Source organism: Streptomyces sp. NPDC001157 (assembly GCF_053598255.1).
On record NZ_JBSFJW010000034.1, the window covers coordinates 79,299 to 102,207 of the forward strand.

Here is a 22,909-nt window from a genome sequence, read left to right on the forward strand (position 1 = left end):
CTGCACGGGCCGTCTTACGGGCGGCGGATCGCGTCGGCGGCGGCCGTGGCGGCCGGGCCGGCGGCCAGCTCCGTCTCCAGCAGCTGCTTGCCGAGCAGCTCGGGGTCCGGGAGCTCCATCGGGTACTCGCCGTCGAAGCAGGCGCGGCACAGGTTCGGCTTGGCGATGGTGGTCGCCTCGATCATGCCGTCGATGGAGATGTACGCCAGCGAGTCGGCGCCGAGCGAGGTGCCGATCTCGTCGATGGTCATGCCGTTGGCGATGAGCTCGGCGCGGGTGGCGAAGTCGATGCCGAAGAAGCAGGGCCACTTCACGGGGGGAGAGGAGATCCGGATGTGGACCTCCGCCGCGCCCGCCTCGCGGAGCATCCGCACGAGCGCCCGCTGGGTGTTGCCGCGCACGATCGAGTCGTCGACGACGACCAGGCGCTTGCCCTTGATGACTTCCTTCAGGGGGTTCAGCTTCAGGCGGATGCCGAGCTGGCGGATCGTCTGCGAGGGCTGGATGAAGGTCCGGCCGACGTACGCGTTCTTCACGAGACCCGCGCCGAAGGGGATGCCGGAGGCCTCCGCGTAGCCGATGGCGGCGGGGGTGCCGGACTCCGGGGTCGCTATGACCAGGTCGGCCTCGACCGGGGCTTCCTTGGCGAGCTTGCGACCCATCTCCACGCGGGAGAGGTACACGTTCCGGCCGGCGATGTCGGTGTCCGGGCGGGCCAGGTACACGTACTCGAAGACACAGCCCTTGGGCTTCGCTTCCGCGAATCGGGAGGTGCGCAGGCCGTTCTCGTCGATGGCCACGAACTCGCCCGGCTCGATCTCGCGGACGTAGCTCGCGCCGCAGATGTCGAGGGCGGCGGACTCCGAGGCGACGACCCAGCCGCGCTCCAGGCGGCCGAGGACCAGCGGGCGGATGCCCTGCGGGTCACGGGCGGCGTACAGGGTGTGCTCGTCCATGAAGACGAGCGAGAAGGCGCCGCGGACCTTCGGGAGGACCGTGTGGGCGGCCTCCTCGATGGTCAGCGGCTTGCCGTCGGCGTCCTCCTGGGCGGCCAGCAGGGCCGTGAGGAGATCGGTGTCGTTGGTGGCGGCCACGCGCGGGGTGCGGCCACCCTCCTTCTTCGGCAGATCGGCGACCATCTCGGCGAGCTGCGCCGTGTTGACCAGGTTGCCGTTGTGGCCGAGCGCGATGGAGCCGTGCGCGGTGGCGCGGAACGTCGGCTGGGCGTTCTCCCACACGGAGGCGCCGGTGGTCGAGTAGCGGGCGTGACCGACCGCGATGTGACCCTGGAGCGAACCGAGCGAGGTCTCGTCGAAGACCTGGGAGACAAGGCCCATGTCCTTGAAGACGAGGATCTGGGAGCCGTTGCTGACCGCGATACCCGCGGATTCCTGGCCCCGATGCTGGAGGGCGTAGAGCCCGAAGTAAGTGAGCTTGGCGACCTCTTCACCGGGAGCCCAGACTCCGAAGACGCCGCAGGCGTCCTGGGGGCCCTTCTCACCGGGGAGCAGATCATGATTGAGTCGACCGTCACCACGTGGCACGGCTCCGAGTGTAGGCGAGATCGACCACTGGTCCGAATTGGGGATACCTGCCGCTAATGGATCACCGCTCGGCGACCGCCTTGGCGGTTTCTCCGTTTGCGCTGGTCAGCGTGAGGGTTTGCTGATCCAACCCGTAGCTGACGGTGCCGTCGAAGAGGCGCAGGAGGCCCTTCTCCGTATGCATGAGTGAGGTGTCGCACATCATTCGCGTGGTGGACGGGGGGCCCAGGGTGATATGTCCGTCGCGGACCGTGGCGTTCGCGGTGACGTGGTTGCAGCCGAGGCGGCCGGTGACCTTGCCGGACTTCTTGTCGAAGGTGAGGTACGCGGACGCCGTCTGCTGCGGCGGCAGGCTGGTCGCCGTGCCGTTGGTGTCGCCGAGTGCGGTGATCGTCCACTTCGTCCCGTACAGCGGGGCGCTCTTCTCCTGGGGCTCCTTGGTCAGCCGGATGCGGTCGCCGTCGTGGGTGGTCAGCGTCAGGCCCTCGCCCTTGGTCTCGACCGTGAGCGAGTGGTCGGTGAGGGTGGCGGCGAGGGCCCGCTCGAAGGCCATGCGCCGCGGCTCGCAGGCCATCAGGGTCTGGCGGGCGTTCGTCAGTTCGACCCGGTGGTCCTTGAAGGCGGCCTTCGCACCGAACTCGTTGCAGCCGTAGTTGCCCACGGCGGTTCCGTCCTCGCGGATGCGGACGTCGGCGTCGGCGGGGGCGCGCCGGGTCGTGCCGTCCACCGTGACGCTGTCGACCTTCCAGTGGACGCCGGACACTTCCGACGCGACGGACGTGCTGCCCGTGTCGCTTCCGCACGCCATGACGAGCGGAAGCACGGTCAGGACGGCGAGGGTGAGTCGCTGTTTGTCCATGCCGATGGGACGAGAGGGACGGGAGGCCGGTTCCCCCGGTCACTCCATCAGCGGCAGCAGCCCGCTCAGGTCCGCCCGTTCCCCACTCGCGCTGACCTGGGCCTTGTGGACGGCGTCCGCCCAGGTCACACGCCCGGTCGCGAGCCGGATCCAGGTCAGCGGGTCGGTCTCGACGACGTTGGGCGGGGTGCCACGGGTGTGCCGGGGGCCCTCGATGCACTGCACGACGGCGTACGGCGGGATCCGCACCTCGGTGGAGCCGCCGGGCGCCTCGGCGGCCAGGGCGTCGGCGAGCAGCCGGGTGCAGGCGGCGAGGGCCTGACGGTCGTACGGCACCTCAAGGCCCGGCACGGCTGCGTTCAGGTCGTCGGTGTGGACGACGAGTTCGACGGTGCGGGTGACGACGTAGTCGGCAAGGGGCACGACGCCGAAGTTGGTCTCCAGGAGACGGCTGCCGGGGTGCTCGTCGAGCAGCCGGCCGAGGCTCTGCTCGATGTCCGCGAGATAGGCGCCGAGGTCGGTGTGCTGCTCGGCGAGCCGTCGGGTGAACTCGTCGATGGCCGAGGAGTTGGCGGCGGTGGCGAAGACCCAGTCGAGCAGCACGGCGTCCTGCTTGGCGGGCTCCGGCTTGTCGAGCGACCGGTGGACGGCCGTCACCGCCATCCCGATGTGCGCCACCAGCTCCCGCACGGTCCACTCACCGAGGCGGGTGGGCCCGGCCAGCTGCTCGGGGGTCAGGGTGCGCACGGCCTCCCGGACGTTCCCGAACTGGTCCTGCACGGCCTTGCGGATCTTGGCGGGGTCGTACGTACGGATGCGTCTCTTGGCCGGTGGCATGACAGCGAGCCTATGGGACGAGCCTGAGGTCCGAACTCGGGGTGATCACCCAGTGGTTGCTGTGGCCGACCCGGTCGGCGAGGGAGGCGATCACCCGTGCGACTGATCACCGGCGAAGGCCGCCCCCGCTCAGTCGGGACCAAGCAATGCTGGCCTTCGCCTGGAAGAGGGGTGTAACACGACAGCTATGGGCGAGCACACGTCTCAGATGTCGGTGCAGGAGTTCGAAACGATCGCCTCCGCCGCTCCCGAGACCGTCACGTTGGAGTTCATCAACGGACGGATCGCCGTCAAGAAGGTGCCGGACGGGAACCACAGCACCATCGTGTCCTGGTTGACCCGGCGTTGTATGCAGACCAGGCCCGACCTGGACCTCTATCACGCACGAGGGCTCCGGGTGGAGGCATGCCGAGGAGGCAGGGTGAAACCGGACGCGGTGCTCGCACCCGAGGCCCACTTCGCGGGACACGGCGAGTGGGCCGACCCGGACGGCGCGCTCATGGTCGTCGAGGTCACCTCGTACGACTCGGACACCGACCGGCGGGACCGGCACGAGAAGCCGACCGCGTACGGGCAGGCCGGGATCCCCCTGTACCTCCTGATCGACCGGGACTCCTGCACGGTCACGGTGCACAGCAACCCGGACCGGCAGGTCGGCGGCTACCGCAGCATCCAGACCTCGAAGTTCGGGGAGAAGGTGTCCGTACCCGGCCCCATGGACATCGAGTTGGACACGGAGATCCTCAAGAACTACGTCCGCTGAACGCCCGACAAGCCGAGAAGGCCCCGCCCGGAAACGTGATCCGGGCGGGGCCTTCACCGTCGTACGACCGCCTACGCCAGCAGCGCCGGAATCGTCCCCTCGTGGGCCCCGCGCAGCTCCTCCAGGGGCAGTTCGAACTCCCCCTGGAGCTCGACAGAGTCACCGTCCACGACACCGATGCGCGTGACGGGCAGACCCCGCGCACCGCACATGTCGTTGAAGCGGACCTCCTCGGAGCGCGGCACGGCGACGACCGCACGCCCCGCGGACTCGGAGAAGAGGAAGGTGAACGCGTCGAGCCCGTCCGGTACGACCAGACGCGCGCCCTTGCCGCCGAGCAGCGCCGACTCCACGACCGCCTGGATCAGACCGCCGTCGGACAGGTCATGCGCGGAGTCGATCATGCCGTCGCGGGAGGCGGAGATCAGGATCTCGGCCAGCAGGCGCTCGCGCTCCAGGTCGACCTTCGGGGGCAGACCGCCGAGGTGGTCGTGCACCACCTGCGACCAGGCCGAACCGCCGAACTCCTCGCGTGTGTCGCCAAGGAGGTAGAGCAGCTGCCCCTCCTCCTGGAAGGCGACCGGGGTGCGGCGGGCGACGTCGTCGATGACGCCCAGCACGGCCACGACCGGGGTCGGGTGGATGGCCACCTCGCCCGTCTGGTTGTAGAGCGAGACGTTGCCGCCGGTCACCGGGGTGCCGAGCTGCTGGCAGGCGTCGGCGAGTCCACGGATGGCCTCCGCGAACTGCCACATGACGGCCGGGTCCTCAGGCGAGCCGAAGTTCAGGCAGTCGGAGACGGCGAGGGGCTTGGCACCGGTGGTGGCGACGTTGCGGTACGCCTCCGAGAGGGCCAGCTGTGCGCCCGCGTAGGGGTCGAGCTTGGCGTACCGGCCGTTGCCGTCCGTCGCGATCGCGACACCGAGGCCGGACTCCTCGTCGATACGGATCATGCCCGAGTCCTCGGGCTGGGCCAGCACCGTGTTGCCCTGCACGAAGTGGTCGTACTGCGAGGTGATCCACTTCTTGGAGGCCTGGTTGGGGGAGCTCACGAGCTGGAGGACCTGCTGCTTGAGCTCCTCGCTCGAAGCGGGCCGCGGCAACTTGTTCGCGTCGTCGGCCTGCAGCTCGTCCTGCCAGGACGGGCGGGCGTACGGCCGCTCGTAGACCGGACCGTCGTGCGCGACCGTCCGCGGGTCGACGTCGACGATCTTGCCGCCGTGCCAGTAGATCTCCAGCCGGTCGCCGTCCGTGACCTCACCGATCACCGTGGCGATGACATCCCACTTGTCGCAGATCTCCAGGAACCGGTCGACCTTCTCCGGCTCGACGACGGCGCACATGCGCTCCTGCGACTCGCTCATGAGGATCTCCTCGGGCGAGAGCGTCGAGTCGCGCAGCGGTACGTCGTCCAGGGTGACCCGCATGCCGCCGGAGCCGTTCGAGGCGAGCTCACTCGTCGCACACGACAGACCCGCCGCACCCAGGTCCTGGATGCCGACGACCAGCTTCTCCTTGAAGGCCTCCAGGGTGCACTCGATGAGCAGCTTCTCCTGGAAGGGGTCGCCGACCTGCACGGCCGGACGCTTCGACGGCTTGGCGTCATCGAAGGTCTCCGAGGCCAGGATCGACGCACCGCCGATGCCGTCACCACCCGTACGGGCCCCGTACAGGATGACCTTGTTGCCCGCTCCGGACGCCTTCGCCAGGTGGATGTCCTCGTGCCGCATCACACCGATGGCACCGGCGTTGACCAGCGGGTTTCCCTGGTAGCAGGAGTCGAAGACGACCTCGCCGCCGATGTTCGGCAGGCCCAGGCAGTTGCCGTAGCCGCCGATGCCGGCGACGACACCGGGCAGGACGCGCTTGGTGTCGGGGTGGTCGGCCGCACCGAAGCGGAGCGGGTCCACGACCGCGACCGGGCGCGCGCCCATGGCGATGATGTCGCGCACGATGCCGCCGACGCCGGTGGCCGCGCCCTGGTAGGGCTCGACGTACGACGGGTGGTTGTGCGACTCGACCTTGAAGGTGACCGCGTAGCCCTGGCCGACGTCGACCACACCCGCGTTCTCACCGATGCCCACCAGCAGCGCATCGCTCTGCGGGGCCTTCTCGCCGAACTGGCGCAGGTGCACCTTCGACGACTTGTACGAGCAGTGCTCGGACCACATGACGGAGTACATGGCGAGCTCGGCACCGGTGGGCCGGCGGCCGAGGATCTCGACCACGCGCTCGTACTCGTCCTTCTTCAGACCGAGTTCGGCCCAGGGCAGCTCGACGTCGGGGGTCGCGGCCGCGTGCTCGACCGTGTCCAGAGGCGTCCGGCTCATGCGTTGACCAGCTTCTTGAGGATCGAGGTGAAGAAGGGGAGGCCGTCGGTGCGGCCCGTACCGATCAGCGGCTCGGTGGCGTGCTCCGGGTGCGGCATGAGGCCTACGACGTTCCCGGCCTCGTTGGTGATGCCGGCGATGTCGTTGAGCGAGCCGTTCGGGTTGAAGTCGAGGTACCGGAACGCGACCCGGCCCTCCGCCTCCAGCTTGTCCAGCGTGTACTGGTCGGCGACGTACCGGCCGTCCATGTTCTTCAGCGGGATGTGGATCTCCTGGCCCGCCTCGTAGTCCACGGTCCAGGCGGTGTCCGCGTTCTCCACCCGCAGCTTCTGGTCGCGGCAGATGAAGTGCAGGTGGTCGTTGCCGAGCATGCCGCCCGGGAGGAGGTGGGCCTCGGTGAGGATCTGGAAGCCGTTGCAGATACCGAGGACCGGAAGCCCTGCCTTGGCCTGCTCGATGACCGTCTCCATCACCGGCGAGAAGCGGGAGATGGCGCCGGCCCGCAGATAGTCGCCGTAGGAGAAACCGCCCGGAAGGACGACCGCGTCGACCTGGTGGAGGTCCTTGTCCTTGTGCCACAGGGCGACCGGTTCCGCGCCCGCGAGGCGGATCGCGCGCTGGGTGTCCCGGTCGTCGAGGCTGCCCGGGAAAGTGACGACGCCAATACGAGCGGTCACTTCGCGGCCTCCGCGACTTCCTCCACCTTGACGGTGAAGTCCTCGATCACGGTGTTGGCGAGGAAGGATTCCGCAAGATCGTGGATGCGGGCGAGGGCGGCCTCGTCGACCGGCCCGTCAACTTCCAGTTCGAATCGCTTTCCCTGACGTACGTCGGAGATGCCTTCGAAACCCAGACGCGGCAGTGCGCGCTGCACCGCCTGGCCCTGGGGGTCGAGGATCTCCGGCTTGAGCATGACGTCGACTACGACGCGTGCCACGTGCACTCCCGGTGGTGTGGTGCGGAGCAGGTTCCTGCAGTGGTTTCAGACTACCTGCACAAAATTTCTACGCGCGTTGACTTGTAGGAATCTACGTGACGCCTGTCACGATCCGCTGTGGCAGCCGGTCGCTCCAGAAAATTTCCGGGAAAGATCCCGGATCGACATCCGAAACCTATTGCGCTCGGACACGCGGGAGGATTTAGTCGGGCTTCACATTGCATTGTCGGGCACTGTACAAATGAATTGTCAGCGTGCCGCACGAAGGGACCGATATTCGTGGCGCAGAAGGTCGTGGTCACTCTCTTTGACGACATCGACGGCTCGGAAGCGGCGGAAACGATCGCCTTCGGACTCGACGGCAAGTCGTACGAGATCGACCTGAATCAAGCCAATGCCAAGAAACTGCGTAAGGCGCTCGAGCCGTACGTGGAGGCCGGCCGCAAGCGGTCGAAGTCCGGCCGGATCTACCGGCAGACGGAGGTCGCCCCCGATCCGGCTGCCGTCCGGGCCTGGGCCCAGGCCAACAAGATGGACGTCCCGGCCCGCGGCCGGATCCCCAAGAAGGTCTACGAGGCGTTCAGCGCGGCGCAGTAGCCGCCGCCCGACGACCGGTCACCGGCCCCTCGGGAGAACCGACTTGCGCTGCACCCCTCCTGGTCAGCTAGAGTCTGGAGCACGCCGAGGGGCAAGGCCGAAAAAGCCGGGCCCACGGAGTACATGCGGGTGTAGTTCAGTAGCAGAACATCCCCCTTCCAGGGGGAAGGCGCAGTGTGCAATTCCTGTCACCCGCTCTGCACCGCCGGTCCCGACCACTCTTGTGGATCAGGTAGGCTGGTGCTCGCGCCGATCGGTGGGAGCCGGTCGGAGGCAATGCGGACGTAGCTCAGTTGGTAGAGCGCAACCTTGCCAAGGTTGAGGTCGCGAGTTCGAGCCTCGTCGTCCGCTCTGATTGAAGGCCCCAGTCTTATGACTGGGGCCTTCGTCGTGTTCGGCGTCTGCTCCTCCCGCTCTCTGACATTTGTCATGCCGAGTGATGACAGCGCGCACTGCTGCCCGGCCCCTGTCGCCGGGACGCTGAAGTCATGGACACGAACGAACACGAACACGTGATTGAGGTCACTGACCTGCGGCGTGTGTACGGGGGCGGGTTCGAGGCGGTACGCGGAATCTCTTTCTCCGTGGGCCACGGCGAGATCTTCGCGCTGCTCGGCACCAACGGCGCGGGCAAGACGTCCACGGTCGAACTGCTGGAGGGGCTCGCCCGTCCGGCCGGGGGCCGGGTGCGGGTGCTCGGCCACGATCCGTACGCGGAACGGGCCGCCGTACGGCCTCGGGTCGGGGTGATGCTGCAGGAGGGCGGGTTTCCGTCCGAGCTGACCGTCGCGGAGACCGCGCGGATGTGGGCGGGGTGTGTGAGCGGGGCGCGGCCGGAACACGAGGCGCTGGCGCTCGTCGGGCTACAGAAGCGGGCCGACGTACGGGTGAAGCAGTTGTCCGGGGGTGAACGGCGGCGGCTGGACCTGGCGCTCGCGCTGCTCGGCGAGCCCGAGGTGCTGTTCCTGGACGAGCCCACGACCGGGCTCGACGCCGAAGGGCGCCGGGACACCTGGGAGTTGGTGCGGGCGCTGCGTGCGGGCGGCACCACCGTGCTGCTCACCACGCACTACCTGGAGGAGGCGGAGGGGCTCGCCGACCGGATCGCGATCCTGCACGAGGGGCGCGTCGCGGCGACCGGGACGCCGGCCGAGGTGACCGCCGCGCAGCCCTCGCGGATCTCCTTCCGGCTGCCCGACGGCTACTTCCTGGGGGACCTGCCGCCACTCGGTGAGCTGGGGGTGTGCGGGCACGAGGTGGAGGGGAACGTCGTACGGCTGCGGACGCGGGAGTTGCAGCGGGCGGCCACGGGGCTGCTGGTGTGGGCCGCGCGGGCTCGGGTGGAGCTGCGGGGGCTGGATGTGCGGTCGGCCTCGCTGGAGGAGGCGTTCCTGGGGATCGCGCGGGAGCAGGGGGTGGCGGCATGAGCGCCCTCGTACTTGCTCCCGTCGGGCGGCGGTTGCGCGCCCTGGCCCACGCCGAGCTCACTCTGCTCGGACGCAATCGCGGTGCGGTGGTCACGGCACTGCTCATGCCGCTGGCGCTGCCGTTCAGCGTGCGGCCCGCGGTCGACCGGATCGACCTCAAGGCGCAGGGGCTGAGCATCGGCACGGTGACGCTGACGGCCGCGGTCGGGTTCTCCTTCCTTTTCGCCGTGTACACGTCCCTGGTGAGCGCCTATGTCGCCCGCCGCGAGGAACTGGTCCTCAAGCGGCTGCGCACCGGTGAACTCGACGACGTGGAGATCCTGACCGGCACCGCCCTGCCCGCCGTCTGCATCGGCCTGGCGCAGGCCGTCGTGCTCTCCGTCGGCTGCGCCGTGCTGCTGCACGCGGGGGCGCCCCGAGCTCCGTACCTCACCGTCCTGGGCGTGCTGTCGGGCCTGGTGCTGTGTGCCGCGCTCGGTGCACTGACCGCCTCTTTCACCAGGACCGTGGAGAGCGCCCAGGTCACCGCGATGCCGCTGGTGCTGGTGTCGATGATGGGCTCGGGCATCACGATCCCCACGGAGGTCCTGCCGGACCCGCTGCGCTCCGTGTGCGAACTGCTGCCGCTGTCCCCCGCGATCCGGCTGGTCCGGGGCGGCTGGACCGGACAGCTGAGCGCGTACGAGGCACTGGGCGCCGTGGCGACCGCCCTGGCCTGGACCGTGCTCGCGGTGTTTGCTGTACGGCGGTGGTTCCGATGGGAGCCGAGGCGCTGAGGGGCGGGGAAGCGGTGTTCGGGCTGATACGGGGGTGGCAGCGGCGTCACTGGCGGGAGCGCAGCAAGGCCGAGCGGGTCGAGCTGCAGACCCTGGTGACCTGGTACGTCACCACCTGGGTCTTCTCGCTGTCCTGGCTGGCACTGCCGCTGGTGAGCGGGCTCGTGCCGCGGCCCGCGCCAACGGTTGTCGCGGGCCTGCTTCTCCTGGTGAGCGCCCTGCAGTGCGTGGAGGCCAACCGGCTCACCCGGACCGTGCTCGACCACTACCTGGGCCGCTCCGAACTCCCGGTCCGCGCTCTGCGCCCCGCCGCCGTTCTGTTGGGCCTCGTACTGGCCCTGGACCTGGCCCTTGCCGCGCTGGGCGGGGCTGAACCGATGACGATCAGGCTGGTCATCGGTGCGGCACTGATGCCCTTCGGGCTGCTGTACGGGCTGGTCGTGTCCATACAGGTGTTCCTGCGCCGGTCCGCCGTGCTCGCCGTGGTGCTCATGGCCGCGTTCGCCTGGGCCGATCCGGATCCCGCCGGGATCGCCATGGTCGGCGTACTGACCGGTTTCGGCGTGGCCTTCTCCCTGCTCGCCTGCCGCTGCGGCGCCTGGACCTTGTCCGTGCTCTGGGAAGCGGAACGGGCCCGTGAGGCCGAGGCCCGGCTCGCCGTCGCCGAGGAACGGCTGCGGTTCGGGCGGGATCTGCACGACGTGATGGGGCGCAATCTCGCCGTGATCGCCCTGAAGAGCGAGCTGGCCGTGCAGCTGGCGCGGCGTGGGCGGGCCGAGGCGGTGGACCAGATGATCGAAGTGCAGCGGATCGCGCAGGAGTCCCAGCGGGAGGTGCGGGATGTCGTACGGGGATACCGGGAGGCCGACCTCGGGATCGAACTCGCCGGTGCGCAGGGCGTGTTGAGCGCGGCCGGGATCCGCTGCGAGGTGAGCGGGGAGCCCGGCGGGCTGGAGGCCGGGGTCCAGTCGGTCCTCGGGTGGGTCGTGCGGGAGGCGACGACGAACGTGCTGCGCCACGGGGACGCAGTGCGATGCGACATAGCCCTGAGGACCGGCGAGGGGTGTGTGGTGCTGACCGTGGAGAACGACGGGGCCTCGGATCCCGCGGGTGGCGGCGGATCCGGACTGGCCGGGCTGCGGGAGCGGCTGTCGGCGGTGGGCGGCACGCTGGAGGCGGGTCGGGTCGGGTCGGATGCGTTCCGGGTGACGGCCGCGGTGCCGTTGAGCGTGAAGGAGGTCAGCGCATGACAGCCGTCGTACGGCTTCTGCTCGCCGACGACGAGCATCTGATCCGGGGTGCGCTCGCCGCGCTGCTCGCCCTGGAGGACGACCTCATGGTCGTGGCCGAGGCGGCGTCCGGTCCTGAGGCGCTGGCGATGGCACGGGCGCACGAGCCGGATGTGGCCGTGCTCGATCTTCAGATGCCGGGCGCCGACGGTGTGAAGGTCGCCACATCCCTGCGGGCCGAACTGCCCGGCTGCCAGGTGTTGATCGTCACCAGTCACGGGCGGCCCGGGCATCTGAAGCGGGCACTTGCGGCGGGTGTGCGGGGGTTCGTTCCGAAGACGGTCAGCGCACAGCGGCTCGCGGAGATCATCCGGACCGTGCATGCCGGGAACCGTTACGTCGACCCGGAGTTGGCCGCCGATGCGATCGCCTCCGGGGACTCGCCGCTGACCGTGCGGGAGGCCGAGGTGCTGGAACTCGCCGCCGACGGGGCGCCCGTCGCGGAGATCGCCGAGCGGGCCGCGCTGTCGCAGGGGACCGTACGGAACTACCTGTCGTCGGCCGTCTCCAAGCTCGGAGCCGAGAACCGTCATACGGCGGTGCGGCTCGCGCGGGAGCGGGGTTGGGTATAGTTGGCTCCGCGCCACGGCGCACTGCGGACGTAGCTCAGTTGGTAGAGCGCAACCTTGCCAAGGTTGAGGTCGCGAGTTCGAGCCTCGTCGTCCGCTCCAGATCAAGCCCCCCGGCTGCTGCCGGGGGGCTTCTTCGTGTCCTACGACCAGCTCGTGCCCGTCAGGCGCTCGTACGCCTCGATGTACTTCGCCCGGGTCGCGTCCACGACCTGCTGCGGCAGCGGCGGCGGGGGCTGCTCGCTCCTGCGGTCCCAGCCGGACTCCGGCGAGGTCAGCCAGTCACGGACGAACTGCTTGTCGTAGGACGGCTGCGCGCGGCCCGGCTGCCACTGGTCGGCCGGCCAGAAGCGGGACGAGTCCGGGGTGAGGATCTCGTCCGCGAGGACCAGGGTCTCGCCGTCGAAGCCGAACTCGAACTTGGTGTCCGCGAGGATGATGCCGCGCTCCCGGGCGATGTCCCGGCCCCGGCCGTAGACGGCGAGGGTGGCCTGGCGCAGTCGGGCGGCGGTGTCCGCGCCGACCTGGCGGGCCACCTCCTCGTAGGAGACGTTCTCGTCGTGCTCGCCGACCTCGGCCTTGGTGGCCGGGGTGAAGATCGGCGCGGGGAGTTCGCTGCCGTCGACCAGGCCCTCGGGGAGGGCGAGGCCGCAGACGGTGCGGGACTCGTTGTACTCCACCAGGCCCGAGCCGGTGAGGTAGCCGCGGGCGACGGCCTCCACCGGAACCATCTGGAGCGACTTGCAGACGAGGGTGCGGCCGGCCCAGTCGGCCGGGGCGCCGGCGGGCAGGTCGGTGCCGATCACGTGGTTGGGGATCAGATCGGCGATCTGCTCGAACCACCACAGGGAGAGCTGGGTGAGGACGCGGCCCTTGTCGGGGATCTCGGTCGGCAGCACCCAGTCGTAGGCGGAGATGCGGTCGCTGGCGACCATCACGAGGTCACCGGCCTCGTTCTGGTACAGCTCGCGCACCTTGCCGGTGTGGAGGTGAACCAGGCCCGGAACCTGGATCGGCTCGGGCTTTTCTACGAATCCGGACACGGTTCCTCCCCGTGGTTCTGTCCAATGGCTCGATTCTCCCGTATGCCGGGGATCGCCTTTGGAGTGGGGTGGGCTCGAAAGGGGCGGTGACGTGGGCTTACGTGAGTTCAGTCACGTTTGCAGATGCGGTCCAGGAGGTTGGCCGTGGCGCGCTGGACGCGTGTGTCCACATGGCCCGGACGGTCCAGGGCCGGGGACCAGGCGAAGGTCCCGGAGGCGAAGACCAGGGCGCCGGAGGGGGCTCGGTAGAGGGAGGTCTCCTGGTGGCGGAGGGCGCCCTCGGAGTCGGTGTACGGGGAGTGGGCGAGCAGGATGCGCTCCTCGTGCTCGGGGAGCGGGGTGCGCGGGAAGTAGCGGTCCGCCTCGCCTGCCACCAGGTCCTCGATCTCGTCACCCTCGTGGGCGCCGGTCGCATCCCACAGCCAGTGGTCGGCGTTGCGGACGATCAGGGGGTGGGGGTCGGGGACCCGGCCCGCGTACTGGATGCCGACCAGTTGCTGCTCGGGGCGGTCGATCTCGCGCCAGAGGACGGGCCGGCCGGGGCCCTTGCGCTTGCGGCAGGTCAGCAGGCGGTCGGGGACACCGGACGGGGACGGGCCCAACTCGACCTGCCAGTACATGGTGTTGGCGGAGAGGAAGACGAGGGACGTGCCGTGTTCGCGGGCGAGTTCGACGGTGCGGCGCATGTTGGCCGACCAGTACTCGTCGTGTCCCGGGAAGACCAGGCCGCGGTAGCGGGTGGGGTCCACGTGTCCCGCGTGCAGGTCGCGGGCGTCGGCATAGGCGAGGTCGTAGCCGTAGCGCTCGGCCCAACGGATGAAGTCGTAGGCGTGGCCGACGTGCAGGGGAAGGCCCGCTCCGGCGTAAGGGCGGTCGAAGGAGACCGTGGTCGCAGCGTCGGACTCGCCCAGCAGACGGCCTTGTTCGTCCCAGGCGTGGTAGAGGCTCGCGCCCGTGCGGCCGTCCTCCGGGTAGAGGTTGTACGCCTGCCAGGTGACGTCGGGCAGGAGCAGAAGCAGGTCCGCGGGGTGCTTGTCGCGGACCGTGAAGGGGATGTGGGAGCGGTAGCCGTCGAGGGTGGTGAGTACGGCGACATAGGCGCCGATGCTCCAGTAGCTCGGGATCTGCAGGCGCCAGGAGAGCCACCAGTGGTGGCAGGAGACCGTGCGGTCCGCGGCGAGCGGCGGCGGCTGGACGATGCCGGAGAGGCGGGGGCTGGTGGTGATCTTGGCGGCGCCGTCGCCGCCGTAGTGGCCGATGCGGTAGATGTCGACGCTGAACTCCTGGGGCGGGTCGACCGTGATGTGGAAGTCGACGGCCTCGCCGGGGGCGACCGCGCCGGTGGAGATGAAGCCCTTGATCTGGCGGCGGACGTCGTCCGCGGAGCGGGGGCCACCGCCCGCTCGCGGGGCCGGGACGCGGGGAGTGTTCGAGGAATCGCCCGACGATGACTGCTGGGGGGCGTCCACGTACCAGGGGACCACCTGGCCGGTGTCGTCGAAGTACGTCTCGCTGCCGCGGAGCCAGGGCACGGGCCCCTGGCCGAAGGGGTCGGTCACGGCATGCGCCAGCGCTCCGGATTCCCAGCGGCGGATCTGCTCCTGCCCCATGGTCGCTCCCCTCCCTCGATCCCCCGCGGTCGCGTGGTGTGCCTGTCGCATGGTGTGGCGTGCCTGGCTTGTGGCCCTGGCGTGCCTGGCTTGTGCCGTAAGCCCTTGCCATGTGCTCGATCGGTCCCAGCACATCACATTGCGCACCCATGTGGTCACTATTCGTTGCGAATTGGCCGAAAGTGGAATGGGGCGTTCCGGAACCGGGGACGGTCACACAAGCCGGACGGGCTTCTCGGGGCGTATGCCGGATTCGAGAAGCCAGGCCCTCAGGGGGGCCGGGTCGCCGTCCTCCACGAGGCTGAGGACGCGGGGGGTCAGATCCGTGGCCCGTTCGCCGTTGATGAGGAGGGACGGGCCGTCGAGCCAGTCGAGGCCGGGAGCCGCGCCTGCGGTGTCCATCGCGGCGCAGCAGACCATCGCGGTGACGTGGTCCGCGAGCAACTCGCGGGCTGTTCTCGGGGGTTGGAGCGGGAAGAGGGGGAGCGTGGCGTCGTCCCAGAAGGCGGTGTCGGGGGCGGTTCGCTCCGCGGGGGTGGCTGCGGCCTCCTCGCGGGCCAGTTCGGCGGTGAGGCCTGCGGCGAGGGTGGTGGTGCGTTCGTTTTCCGGCTGCTCGGCCTCGGCTTCGCCTTCGGCCTTGTTGTTCCCACCCGCACCACCCGTGCTGCTTTCGTCGTCGGGTGCGGGCGGCTCCTGTGGGGCTTCCTCGCCGTCGTCTGCTGCGGGCTCGTCCACCTCCGCCGCGGCGCCCGCCCGGTCGCGGGGCGGTGGGGTCGACAAGTGGTCGAGGATTCTGGAGAGGGTGGGGCCGTCGGCGGGCGGGGTGGTGGGGTCGGGGGTGTGGCTGACGCCGAGGGTGTCGAGGACTCGGTGGAGGCGGGCCGCGTCGGTGCGCCATTTGCGGTCCACGACCTCCTCCGGATATTCGTCCCAGTCGACCGGGGCCCAGTCGGGGCCGGGCTCGGCGGGGCCGCCGTGGAAGAGGCGGGCGGCGAGGAGTGAGGCCGCCCCGTCCACCGTGCCGGGCTCTTCCAGCAGGTCGCAGGCGGGGCGCTCGCCCAGCCGGGAGGCGAAGCCCTCGGCCAGACGGTCGCGACGGGAGAGTTCGGTGAGGGCCGCCACCACCCCCGCGTCCAGGCGGGAGGGCCAGCGGCCCATCCGCCAGGCGGGCAGCGCGACCCGGGTCAGCAGGCGGTCCCAGCCGGCGTAGGCCAGGCCCACCTGTTCCTGGGCGACGATCCTGAGGCCGTAGTCCACAGCCTGTGCACGCTCGGAGGCCGCGGCCGCCACGCCTCGCTCCATCTGCGCCGCGTGCTCCCGGCAGCTGCGCAGCAGCACGCGGGCCACCCAGCCGACGCTTGCGCACACCGCGCGGGTCAGAGGGCAGCGGCCGGGGGTCGAGCCGACGGCCACCGCCGCGTCCAGGCCCCGTACGAAGCGGCGAGCCGCTGCTATGTCCGGGTGGGCGGAAGGTCCCGTACCGGCGACGACCGGAGCGAGGACCGCGCGCAGTTCGCCGACCCGCATCCACCACAGGAAGGGGGAGCCGATGACGAGGACCGGCGCGGCGGCCGTGCGCCGGTGGGCGCCCCGCGTGCCCGCTATCTCGTCCCGGTCCGCCGCGGGGGGCGGGCCGTGCGCCGGGTGGGTGCGGTCCTCCAGCCAGCTGTCGCAGTCCGGGGTGAGCGCTATCGCCGAGGGGGCGGGGACGTCGAGCCGGTCGGCGAGGTCGCGCACCATCCGGTACAGGTCCGGGGCGGACTCCTCGGCGATCGGGACCGTCGGGCTGACGGCCGGGCGGGCGCGGGCGACGACCAGGGCGATGGCGCCCGCGGCGAGCAGGACGAGGACGGCGAGGGGGGTCATGGCCCAGCGGGCGGCGTGCCAGAAGGGGCCCACGAGGTGGTCCGTGGAACCGCCGGCCAGCAGGATCACGGCGACCGCCGCAGGCAGCACCGCCACGGCCAGCGCCCTGCTGCGGATGCGCAGCACGGCGAGGGCCCTGGAGCGCGCTGCCTGCGCGCCCGCCTCCACACCCATACCGGTACCGGTCACGGCCGGTCCTCACCCCCTCCCAAGCTGTCCTGGCTGCGCGGCTGTCCTGGCGTTGCTCACTCCCCCACTGTGGCACCCGCCACTGACATCGCAATGCCGGTGGGCCAAGTGCCGGACCGCTTGCGCCGCACCCTAGTTGGGGCCTCGGCCCACGTCAGCCGGATGGGGCATCGGTCACTCGATGGAATGGCTTTGGGGAGAGGTGGATGACGGAAAGCGAAGATCAGGCCCCTGCTCCCGAACCGATCCCGAGCCCCGTCTCGACTCTGTCCCGAACCGGAGACGGAACCCTTCGGGCCCCGGATCCTTAGACGGATCCGGGGCCCGAAGGGTTGGCCGGCGAGTGTGGGCGACGTGGTGGGTCAGGCGTTCTGCGCCGCCTTCGCCGCGATGTCCGTGCGGTGCTGGGAGCCGTCGAGGTGGATACGGGAGACGGCCCGGTACGCGCGGTCGCGGGCCTCGGTGAGGTCCTTGCCGGTCGCCGTGACGGACAGGACGCGGCCGCCGGCGCTGACCACCGAGTCACCCTCGTGCCTGGTGCCGGCGTGCAGGACGTACGCGTGCGGGGCGTCCTGGGCGGCCACCTCGTCGAGGCCGGTGATCGGGTCTCCGGTGCGGGGGGTGCCGGGGTAATTGTGCGAGGCGACGACCACGGTGACCGCGGCGTCCTCGCTCCACCGCAGGGGCGGCAGGTCCTCCAGGGTGCCGTTCGCGGCGGCGAGCAGGACGCCGGCCAGCGGTGTCTTCAGACGGGCCAGCACCACCTGGGTCTCGGGGTCGCCGAAACGGGCGTTGAACTCGATGACCCGGACGCCGCGCGAGGTGATCGCGAGGCCGGCGTAGAGGAGGCCGGAGAAGGGGATGCCGCGGCGGCGCATCTCGTCGACGGTCGGCTGCAGGACGGTCTGCAGGATCTCCTCGACCAGCTTCGGGTCGGCCCACGGCAGCGGGGAGTACGCGCCCATGCCGCCGGTGTTCGGACCCTCGTCGCCGTCGAGCGCCCGCTTGAAGTCCTGGGCGGGCTGGAGCGGGACGACCGTCTCGCCGTCGGTGATGGCGAAGAGGGAGACCTCGGGGCCGTCGAGGAACTCCTCGATGACGACGCGCTCACAGGAGTTGGCGTGCGCCCTCGCCGCGTCGATGTCGCTGGTGACCACCACGCCCTTGCCCGCGGCGAGGCCGTCGTCCTTGACGACGTAGGGGGCACCGAAGGCGTCGAGTGCCTCGTCGACCTCTTCCGGGGTCGTGCAGACGTACGAGCGGGCGGTGGGCACCCCCGCTCCCGCCATGACGTCCTTCGCGAAGGCCTTGGAGCCCTCCAGCTGCGCGGCCTCCCGGGAGGGGCCGAAGACCGCGATGCCCGCCTCGCGCACGGCGTCGGCGACCCCGGCGACGAGGGGCGCCTCCGGGCCCACGACCACGAGGTCGGCGCCGAGTTCCGTGGCCAGCGCGGAGACGGCCTTGCCGTCCAGGGCGTCGACCTGGTGCAGCTCGGCGACCTCGGCGATGCCGGCGTTGCCGGGGGCGCAGTGCAGCGCGGTGACGTCGGGGTCGAGGGACAGGGAGCGGCACAGGGCGTGTTCGCGGGCGCCGGGGCCGATGACGAGGACCTTCACGGGGTCAGCCTAACGGGGGTTTTGTGCGGGGTGCCGAGCGGGCGGGGGGTGGCGAGCTGTACGTTCCTCCAAGCCGTGCCTCGATGGTGGGGTTGCCGTCCTTGGGGCCGCCGCCCCCAGACCCCCGCTTTTCGGCCTGAACGGCCTCGTCCTCAAACGCCGGACGGGCTGAAGTGCCGTGACCGGCGCCAGAAAAGGCCCCGCCCGGAAGAACAGCCCGCGCGGAAGAGCAGCCCAAGAAAGGCCGGGGCGGAAGAGCGGCCCGAGGAAGGCCGCGCGCGGAAGCGCGGCTCACTCGTTCGAGAACTCCTCCACGACCGTCGCGCCCAGCTCCCGCACGATCAGTTCGTGGCCGGAGAGGGCCGATTCGTTGAGGTCGGGGTCGTCGTCCTCGGGGATGTCGTCCTCGGGGGACACCGGGGGTGGGGGCTCCGGGGCCATGGGCTGGGGGACCGGTGCGGCGGTGGGGGTGAACTGGGACGTCGGGGGCGGTGATGTGGGGGCGGGTGAGGTGGGGGGCGGTGGGGACGTCGGGCGCTGGGTGGGCGTGCCGCCGCCGTAGCCGCCGGGGGTGCCGCCTCCGCCGTAGCCGCCGTTGGACGGGGTGGAGGGGGTTGGCGGGGCGGAGCCGCCGGACGGGTCGACGATCGCCTCGATCTTCCACTGCACGTTGAACTGCTCGGCCAGCGCCTGGCGCAGTACGTCCTCGCTACCGCTGCTCGCGAAGTTGTCGCGGGCGCCCGCGTTGACGAAGCCGAGTTGGAGGGTCGTGCCGTCGAAGCCGGCCACCTGGGCGTTCTGGCTGAGCAGGATCCAGGTGAAGCGGCGGCGGTTCTTGACGGCCTCCAGGATGTTCGGCCAGAGCATGCGGGGGTCCGGGCCGCCGCTGGGGGGCGCGTGGCCGACGGCGGGCACGGTGGGCTGGGGTGTGGGTGTGGCTGCCGGGGGCGGGGCCGGTGCGCTGGGCGTGGGCTGTCCGGAGCCTGCCGGAGTGGCCGTGGGCCAGCCGCCGGGGCGTCGGCCGCCGCCCGCGGGGGCCGCGGTGGGCCAGGCACCGGGGGCGGGAGCCGACGGGGCTGGCGGGGGCTGCTGGGCTGCCGTGGGAGCGGGCGCCGGGGGTGCCGCGGGAGCCGCCGGTTCGGACGGGGCGGCGGCCGGGGCAGCAGGTGTCCGGGCCGGGGGTTCCATGGCTGCGGGGGCGCCCTGGCCGGCCGGTGCGCCCGATGCGCGGACCGCCGCGCGGGCGGCTGCGGGGCCACCTCCGGGCGGAAGCGGTTCCCCGCCGGTCGCTCCGGGCACCGTGCCCGTGCCCCCGTGCGCCTCGGGCCCCGGTACGTATCCCATGGCCGGCGCGCCGCCGCCCGCGGAGAAGTTCACGCCACGCTCGATCCGGTCGAGGCGGGCCATCACCGAACGCTCGTCCCCGTACGCGGCCGGCAGCAGCACGCGCGCGCAGATCAGCTCGAGCTGGAGGCGGGGCGAGTTGGCGCCGCGCATCTCGGTCAGGCCCTCGTTGACCAGGTCGGCGGCGCGGCTGAGCTCGGCGGCGCCGAAGATGCCCGCCTGGGCCTGCATGCGCTCGACGACGTCGGCCGGGGCGTCGATGAGCCCCTTCTCCGCGGCGTCCGGCACGGCGGCGAGGATCACCAGGTCGCGCAGTCGCTCCAGCAGGTCGGCGACGAAGCGGCGCGGGTCGTTGCCCCCTTCGATGATGCGATCGACGACCTCGAACGCAGCGGCCCCGTCACCGGTCGCGAAGGCCTCGACGACGGAGTCCAGGAGCGAGCCCTCCGTGTAGCCGAGGAGGGAGGTGGCCATGGCATACGTCACACCTTCCTCCCGCGCCCCGGCGAGCAGCTGGTCCATGACGGACATGGAGTCACGCACGGAGCCCTGACCGGCCCGGACGACCAGTGGCAGCACGCCGTCCTCGACCGGGATGTTCTCCTTGCCGCACACCTCGCCGAGGTACTCACGCAGGGTGCCCGGCGGCACGAGCCGGAAGGGATAGTGATGCGTCCGTGACCGAATGGTCCCGATGACCTTCTCGGGCTCGGTGGTCGCGAAGATGAACTTGAGGTGCTCCGGGGGCTCCTCGACGACCTTCAGCAGTGCGTTGAAGCCGGCCGACGTGACCATGTGGGCCTCGTCGATGATGTAGATCTTGTACCGGCTGGCGGCGGGCCCGAAGAACGCCTTCTCGCGCAGCTCACGTGCGTCGTCCACACCGCCGTGCGAAGCGGCGTCGATCTCGATGACGTCGATCGAGCCCGGTCCGTTGCGCGCCAGGTCACGGCAGGACTGGCACTCCCCGCAGGGCGTGGGCGTAGGCCCCTGTTCGCAGTTCAGACAGCGGGCCAGGATGCGTGCGCTCGTCGTCTTGCCGCAGCCGCGCGGCCCGCTGAACAGGTACGCGTGATTGACCCGGTTGTTCCGCAGCGCCTGCTGCAGCGGGTCGGTTACATGCTCCTGCCCGATGACCTCGGCGAACGACTCCGGGCGATAGCGGCGGTACAGCGCGAGAGACGACACGCATACGAGGTTATAGGCGCCCACTGACAACGCGGGCCGCCCGGATGCCGAGACCTCCGCCGGACGAAACCAAAGCGTCTCTTGACTGCCGTTTCACAGAAACCGAGCACCCCTCATGATTAAGTTGAATGCTCAAATACAACAGCAAACGCACAGTGCCCCTGCCGCCCCTCTCCCCACACCCCCCACACCCCCCACACCTCGCAAGGACACTCATGCCCCTCTACTTCATTCGCCATGGCGAGTCCCAGGCGAACGAGCAGAACCGGTTCGCCGGACGGCTGGACGCCCCGCTCACCGCGCTCGGCCTCCGCCAGGCCGAGCAGGCGGCCGACCGGGTCGCCGCTCTCGCGGCCGCCGGCATACGCATCGACGAAGTGCACACATCCACCCTCCGCCGCGCCCAGGAGACCGCCCGGACGATCATCGACCGGCTGCCCGAACCCCCTGACCGGGTCACGATCGACGAGGCCCTCATAGAACGCGACTTCGGTGTCTACAGCGGCCGCAACAAGAGCCTGGTGAAGAAGACCATCGGCTTCGCCGGCTACACCGAGGCCTTCCACTCCCCGACCGGACGGCCACCCGGTGGCGAGACCTGGAGCGAGATGTACGCGCGCGTGGCCGCGTACTACGACGAGGTGCTCCTGCCCGCCTCCCGCGCGGGCCGCACCGTCCTGGTCGTCGCCCACAAATACATCGTGGAGATGTTCGCGCTGGTCGTCGCAGGCGCCCGCCCCGAGTCGTACCGCGACTTCAAGATCCCCAACGCGCGCCCCCTCGCCGAGGAGGACCTGCGCCGCGCGGTCGCGGCTCCGGCGGCGGCCGGCCTGCTGAACGACCTCGGCGAGATCGTCGAGATCCGTCTCCCACTGCTGGTCGCGGCGGCGGCTCTGGCGGGGACGGTCGCCCAGCTCGCCCTGGGCGTACAGGTGCCCGCCTTAGTGTTCACGGCGACCATGACGGCCCTGCTCTCGGTCGGCTCCTTCTTCGCCATGCTGCGCGTCAACCCGCGCACCCTGCGCCGCCCGCTCGCGAGCCTCCACACGGCCTGGCCCCTGCTCCTGCCCCGGCTGGCCCTGGGCCTGGTCCTGCTCTGGGCGGGCCACTCCCTCCCCCTGCAACTCGCCGGCCTCTTCCTCCTGCTCCCCCCGGCCCTGGTCGTACCCACTCTCTCCCTCCTCTGGGGAGGCGACTACTTCTTCGCCGTACGCCACACGGTGGCCGCTTCGCTGGCCCTCCCGGTGCTGCTGCTGGCGGGTCTGGCGCTCCCGGCAATGCTGCCGGGCGGCGTGGCGCAGGCCCATACGCTCACCACCCTCGAACCGGCGCTGCTCACGTATGCGGCCGTACTGCTCGCCGCCCTCGTCCTGCCCGGCGCGGGCGCTCAGGCGCTGCGCCGGCGCGACCCGATCCGCGCGGGCGCCCTGAGCACCAACTGGAACTGGCTGGGCGGTCTCGCCCTGATCCCCCTGGCGGGCCTGGCCACGTTCGCGCTGACCCCGCCGACCGGCCTCACGGCAGCGCTCGCCACCCACCTGCTGCTGGCGACCGCCGTCACCGCCGCGGCCCTGACGGCCCTCCGGGGGCTGACGGCGCTCTTCCTCCGGCTGCGCCCGCACGGCACCGGCCTCGGCCGCGACATGTTCATCACGCAGAACACGCCCAACGTCTTCCTGTGGCTCGCCATGACCGCGGTCCTCGCCCCCACGACCGGCCGCCATCCCTCGGTCATCGGCCTGGGCGTCGCGCTCGTCTTCTTCCTCGCGGTCTACGTCGACGAGCGGATCTTCCTCCGCGCCCACCGCCGCGATCTGTCCCCCGGGGAACACAAGACCCCCCACGCACCCGCCAGAGCCAACCTACCCTTGCTGCCTTCCGGCCCTGGGGGAGTTCAGTCAGATAGCGCCGCGTGAGGGGCTGAGCCCCACCTTACCCGATCGCCGGGCGCCCGAACGAGTTCGCTAGCACCCTCCGACGTCATGTAATGTTTCCGGCGGAGGATTCGCCTAGAGGCCTAGGGCGCACGCTTGGAAAGCGTGTTGGGGGCAACCCCTCACGAGTTCGAATCTCGTATCCTCCGCCAGTGCCTCACCGGGCACGATGTCGAAGGGCCCCACCGTTC

18 protein-coding genes, 4 tRNA genes, 1 other RNA gene and 1 pseudogene are annotated in these 22,909 nt (G+C 70.7%); 11 read left to right on the top strand and 13 right to left on the bottom strand.

The features are described 5' to 3' along the window. Positions 1 to 14: 14 nt before the first annotated feature. The 3 genes from purF to ACWDAG_RS38450 all read right to left on the bottom strand — a co-directional run bounded on the left by purF (position 15) and on the right by ACWDAG_RS38450 (position 3,240). Complete coding sequence (gene purF / locus ACWDAG_RS38440) at positions 15 to 1,544, bottom strand: amidophosphoribosyltransferase (protein ID WP_123966093.1); 1,530 nt, start codon at positions 1,542 to 1,544, stop codon at positions 15 to 17. 61 nt (positions 1,545 to 1,605) lie between these two features. Further along, positions 1,606 to 2,403 (bottom strand): META domain-containing protein, encoded by a 798-nt coding sequence (locus ACWDAG_RS38445; RefSeq protein ID WP_450700197.1) that lies wholly within the window; start codon positions 2,401 to 2,403, stop codon positions 1,606 to 1,608. Positions 2,404 to 2,442: 39 nt separating this feature from the next. Further along, complete coding sequence (locus tag ACWDAG_RS38450) at positions 2,443 to 3,240, bottom strand: sterol carrier family protein (protein ID WP_450700198.1); 798 nt, start codon at positions 3,238 to 3,240, stop codon at positions 2,443 to 2,445. A gap of 187 nt (positions 3,241 to 3,427) precedes the next feature. Here ACWDAG_RS38450 and ACWDAG_RS38455 point away from each other — a divergent pair, with 187 nt between their 5' ends. Further along, a complete protein-coding gene (locus ACWDAG_RS38455; RefSeq protein WP_450700199.1) occupies positions 3,428 to 4,003 on the top strand; it encodes a Uma2 family endonuclease in 576 nt (191 codons plus the stop codon). Positions 4,004 to 4,074: 71 nt separating this feature from the next. Here the strand turns inward: ACWDAG_RS38455 and purL are convergent, their stop codons facing one another. The 3 genes from purL to purS are packed head-to-tail and all read right to left on the bottom strand — an operon-like array spanning position 4,075 to position 7,270. Further along, on the bottom strand, positions 4,075 to 6,333 hold the full coding sequence (gene purL / locus ACWDAG_RS38460) for a phosphoribosylformylglycinamidine synthase subunit PurL (RefSeq protein ID WP_450700200.1): 2,259 nt from the start codon (positions 6,331 to 6,333) through the stop codon (positions 4,075 to 4,077). Further along, positions 6,330 to 7,010: a phosphoribosylformylglycinamidine synthase subunit PurQ gene (gene purQ / locus ACWDAG_RS38465; protein WP_266957340.1), complete on the bottom strand. Its 681-nt coding sequence runs from the start codon at positions 7,008 to 7,010 to the stop codon at positions 6,330 to 6,332. Before purQ ends, purL begins: the two co-directional genes overlap by 4 nt. Next, the gene (gene purS / locus ACWDAG_RS38470) at positions 7,007 to 7,270 is read right to left on the bottom strand and encodes a phosphoribosylformylglycinamidine synthase subunit PurS (protein WP_015659417.1); all 264 of its coding nucleotides are present in this window, start codon (positions 7,268 to 7,270) and stop codon (positions 7,007 to 7,009) included. Before purS ends, purQ begins: the two co-directional genes overlap by 4 nt. A gap of 279 nt (positions 7,271 to 7,549) precedes the next feature. On the opposite strand from purS, the gene ACWDAG_RS38475 reads away from it, so the two are divergent. The 8 genes from ACWDAG_RS38475 to ACWDAG_RS38510 all read left to right on the top strand — a co-directional run bounded on the left by ACWDAG_RS38475 (position 7,550) and on the right by ACWDAG_RS38510 (position 12,030). After that, complete coding sequence (locus ACWDAG_RS38475; protein WP_450700201.1) at positions 7,550 to 7,867, top strand: histone-like nucleoid-structuring protein Lsr2; 318 nt, start codon at positions 7,550 to 7,552, stop codon at positions 7,865 to 7,867. Positions 7,868 to 7,992: 125 nt separating this feature from the next. After that, a tRNA-Gly gene (locus tag ACWDAG_RS38480) sits at positions 7,993 to 8,064 on the top strand. Between the two features lie 81 nt (positions 8,065 to 8,145). Next, positions 8,146 to 8,218: transfer RNA gene (locus tag ACWDAG_RS38485), tRNA-Gly, on the top strand. 137 nt (positions 8,219 to 8,355) lie between these two features. Continuing rightward, complete coding sequence (locus tag ACWDAG_RS38490) at positions 8,356 to 9,294, top strand: ABC transporter ATP-binding protein (RefSeq protein WP_450700202.1); 939 nt, start codon at positions 8,356 to 8,358, stop codon at positions 9,292 to 9,294. Further along, complete coding sequence (locus ACWDAG_RS38495; RefSeq protein WP_450700203.1) at positions 9,291 to 10,070, top strand: ABC transporter permease; 780 nt, start codon at positions 9,291 to 9,293, stop codon at positions 10,068 to 10,070. The genes ACWDAG_RS38490 and ACWDAG_RS38495 overlap by 4 nt, the downstream gene beginning before the upstream one ends. Further along, the gene (locus ACWDAG_RS38500; protein ID WP_450700204.1) at positions 10,052 to 11,320 is read left to right on the top strand and encodes a sensor histidine kinase; all 1,269 of its coding nucleotides are present in this window, start codon (positions 10,052 to 10,054) and stop codon (positions 11,318 to 11,320) included. Before ACWDAG_RS38495 ends, ACWDAG_RS38500 begins: the two co-directional genes overlap by 19 nt. Continuing rightward, on the top strand, positions 11,317 to 11,931 hold the full coding sequence (locus tag ACWDAG_RS38505) for a response regulator (RefSeq protein WP_450700205.1): 615 nt from the start codon (positions 11,317 to 11,319) through the stop codon (positions 11,929 to 11,931). The genes ACWDAG_RS38500 and ACWDAG_RS38505 overlap by 4 nt, the downstream gene beginning before the upstream one ends. Before the next feature lie 23 nt (positions 11,932 to 11,954). Further along, positions 11,955 to 12,030, top strand: a tRNA-Gly gene (locus ACWDAG_RS38510). A 41-nt stretch (positions 12,031 to 12,071) separates the two neighbouring features. Here the strand turns inward: ACWDAG_RS38510 and ACWDAG_RS38515 are convergent. From ACWDAG_RS38515 to ACWDAG_RS38535, 5 genes are all read right to left on the bottom strand, one after another. Then, on the bottom strand, positions 12,072 to 12,971 hold the full coding sequence (locus tag ACWDAG_RS38515; protein WP_450700206.1) for a phosphoribosylaminoimidazolesuccinocarboxamide synthase: 900 nt from the start codon (positions 12,969 to 12,971) through the stop codon (positions 12,072 to 12,074). A gap of 107 nt (positions 12,972 to 13,078) precedes the next feature. Next, positions 13,079 to 14,581: a N,N-dimethylformamidase beta subunit family domain-containing protein gene (locus ACWDAG_RS38520; RefSeq protein ID WP_450700207.1), complete on the bottom strand. Its 1,503-nt coding sequence runs from the start codon at positions 14,579 to 14,581 to the stop codon at positions 13,079 to 13,081. A 213-nt stretch (positions 14,582 to 14,794) separates the two neighbouring features. Beyond that, complete coding sequence (locus ACWDAG_RS38525) at positions 14,795 to 16,621, bottom strand: hypothetical protein (protein ID WP_450700213.1); 1,827 nt, start codon at positions 16,619 to 16,621, stop codon at positions 14,795 to 14,797. Positions 16,622 to 16,998: 377 nt separating this feature from the next. Beyond that, on the bottom strand, positions 16,999 to 18,252 hold the full coding sequence (gene purD / locus ACWDAG_RS38530) for a phosphoribosylamine--glycine ligase (RefSeq protein WP_450700208.1): 1,254 nt from the start codon (positions 18,250 to 18,252) through the stop codon (positions 16,999 to 17,001). Positions 18,253 to 18,543: 291 nt separating this feature from the next. Then, complete coding sequence (locus tag ACWDAG_RS38535; protein WP_450700209.1) at positions 18,544 to 20,784, bottom strand: DNA polymerase III subunit gamma and tau; 2,241 nt, start codon at positions 20,782 to 20,784, stop codon at positions 18,544 to 18,546. Positions 20,785 to 20,999: 215 nt separating this feature from the next. Here ACWDAG_RS38535 and ACWDAG_RS38540 point away from each other — a divergent pair. Beyond that, positions 21,000 to 21,545: pseudogene (locus ACWDAG_RS38540) on the top strand (histidine phosphatase family protein); the annotation flags it as partial. Positions 21,546 to 21,725: 180 nt separating this feature from the next. Here ACWDAG_RS38540 and ACWDAG_RS38545 read toward each other — a convergent pair. Then, complete coding sequence (locus tag ACWDAG_RS38545; RefSeq protein ID WP_450700210.1) at positions 21,726 to 22,589, bottom strand: hypothetical protein; 864 nt, start codon at positions 22,587 to 22,589, stop codon at positions 21,726 to 21,728. A gap of 23 nt (positions 22,590 to 22,612) precedes the next feature. Next, an RNA gene (ffs, locus tag ACWDAG_RS38550) (signal recognition particle sRNA small type) lies at positions 22,613 to 22,709 on the bottom strand. Between the two features lie 73 nt (positions 22,710 to 22,782). On the opposite strand from ffs, the gene ACWDAG_RS38555 reads away from it, so the two are divergent. Further along, a tRNA-Ser gene (locus ACWDAG_RS38555) sits at positions 22,783 to 22,870 on the top strand. Positions 22,871 to 22,909: the final 39 nt, after the last annotated feature.

Coding starts and splice junctions, on each gene's coding strand:
- ACWDAG_RS38500 (WP_450700204.1), top strand. CDS start 10,052: ATGGGAGCCGAGGCGCTGAGGGGCGGGGAAGCGGTGTTCGGGCTGATA.
- ACWDAG_RS38520 (WP_450700207.1), bottom strand. CDS start 14,581: ATGGGGCAGGAGCAGATCCGCCGCTGGGAATCCGGAGCGCTGGCGCAT.
- ACWDAG_RS38495 (WP_450700203.1), top strand. CDS start 9,291: ATGAGCGCCCTCGTACTTGCTCCCGTCGGGCGGCGGTTGCGCGCCCTG.
- ACWDAG_RS38525 (WP_450700213.1), bottom strand. CDS start 16,621: ATGGGTGTGGAGGCGGGCGCGCAGGCAGCGCGCTCCAGGGCCCTCGCC.
- purL (WP_450700200.1), bottom strand. CDS start 6,333: ATGAGCCGGACGCCTCTGGACACGGTCGAGCACGCGGCCGCGACCCCC.
- ACWDAG_RS38505 (WP_450700205.1), top strand. CDS start 11,317: ATGACAGCCGTCGTACGGCTTCTGCTCGCCGACGACGAGCATCTGATC.
- ACWDAG_RS38490 (WP_450700202.1), top strand. CDS start 8,356: ATGGACACGAACGAACACGAACACGTGATTGAGGTCACTGACCTGCGG.
- ACWDAG_RS38445 (WP_450700197.1), bottom strand. CDS start 2,403: ATGGACAAACAGCGACTCACCCTCGCCGTCCTGACCGTGCTTCCGCTC.
- ACWDAG_RS38450 (WP_450700198.1), bottom strand. CDS start 3,240: ATGCCACCGGCCAAGAGACGCATCCGTACGTACGACCCCGCCAAGATC.
- ACWDAG_RS38455 (WP_450700199.1), top strand. CDS start 3,428: ATGGGCGAGCACACGTCTCAGATGTCGGTGCAGGAGTTCGAAACGATC.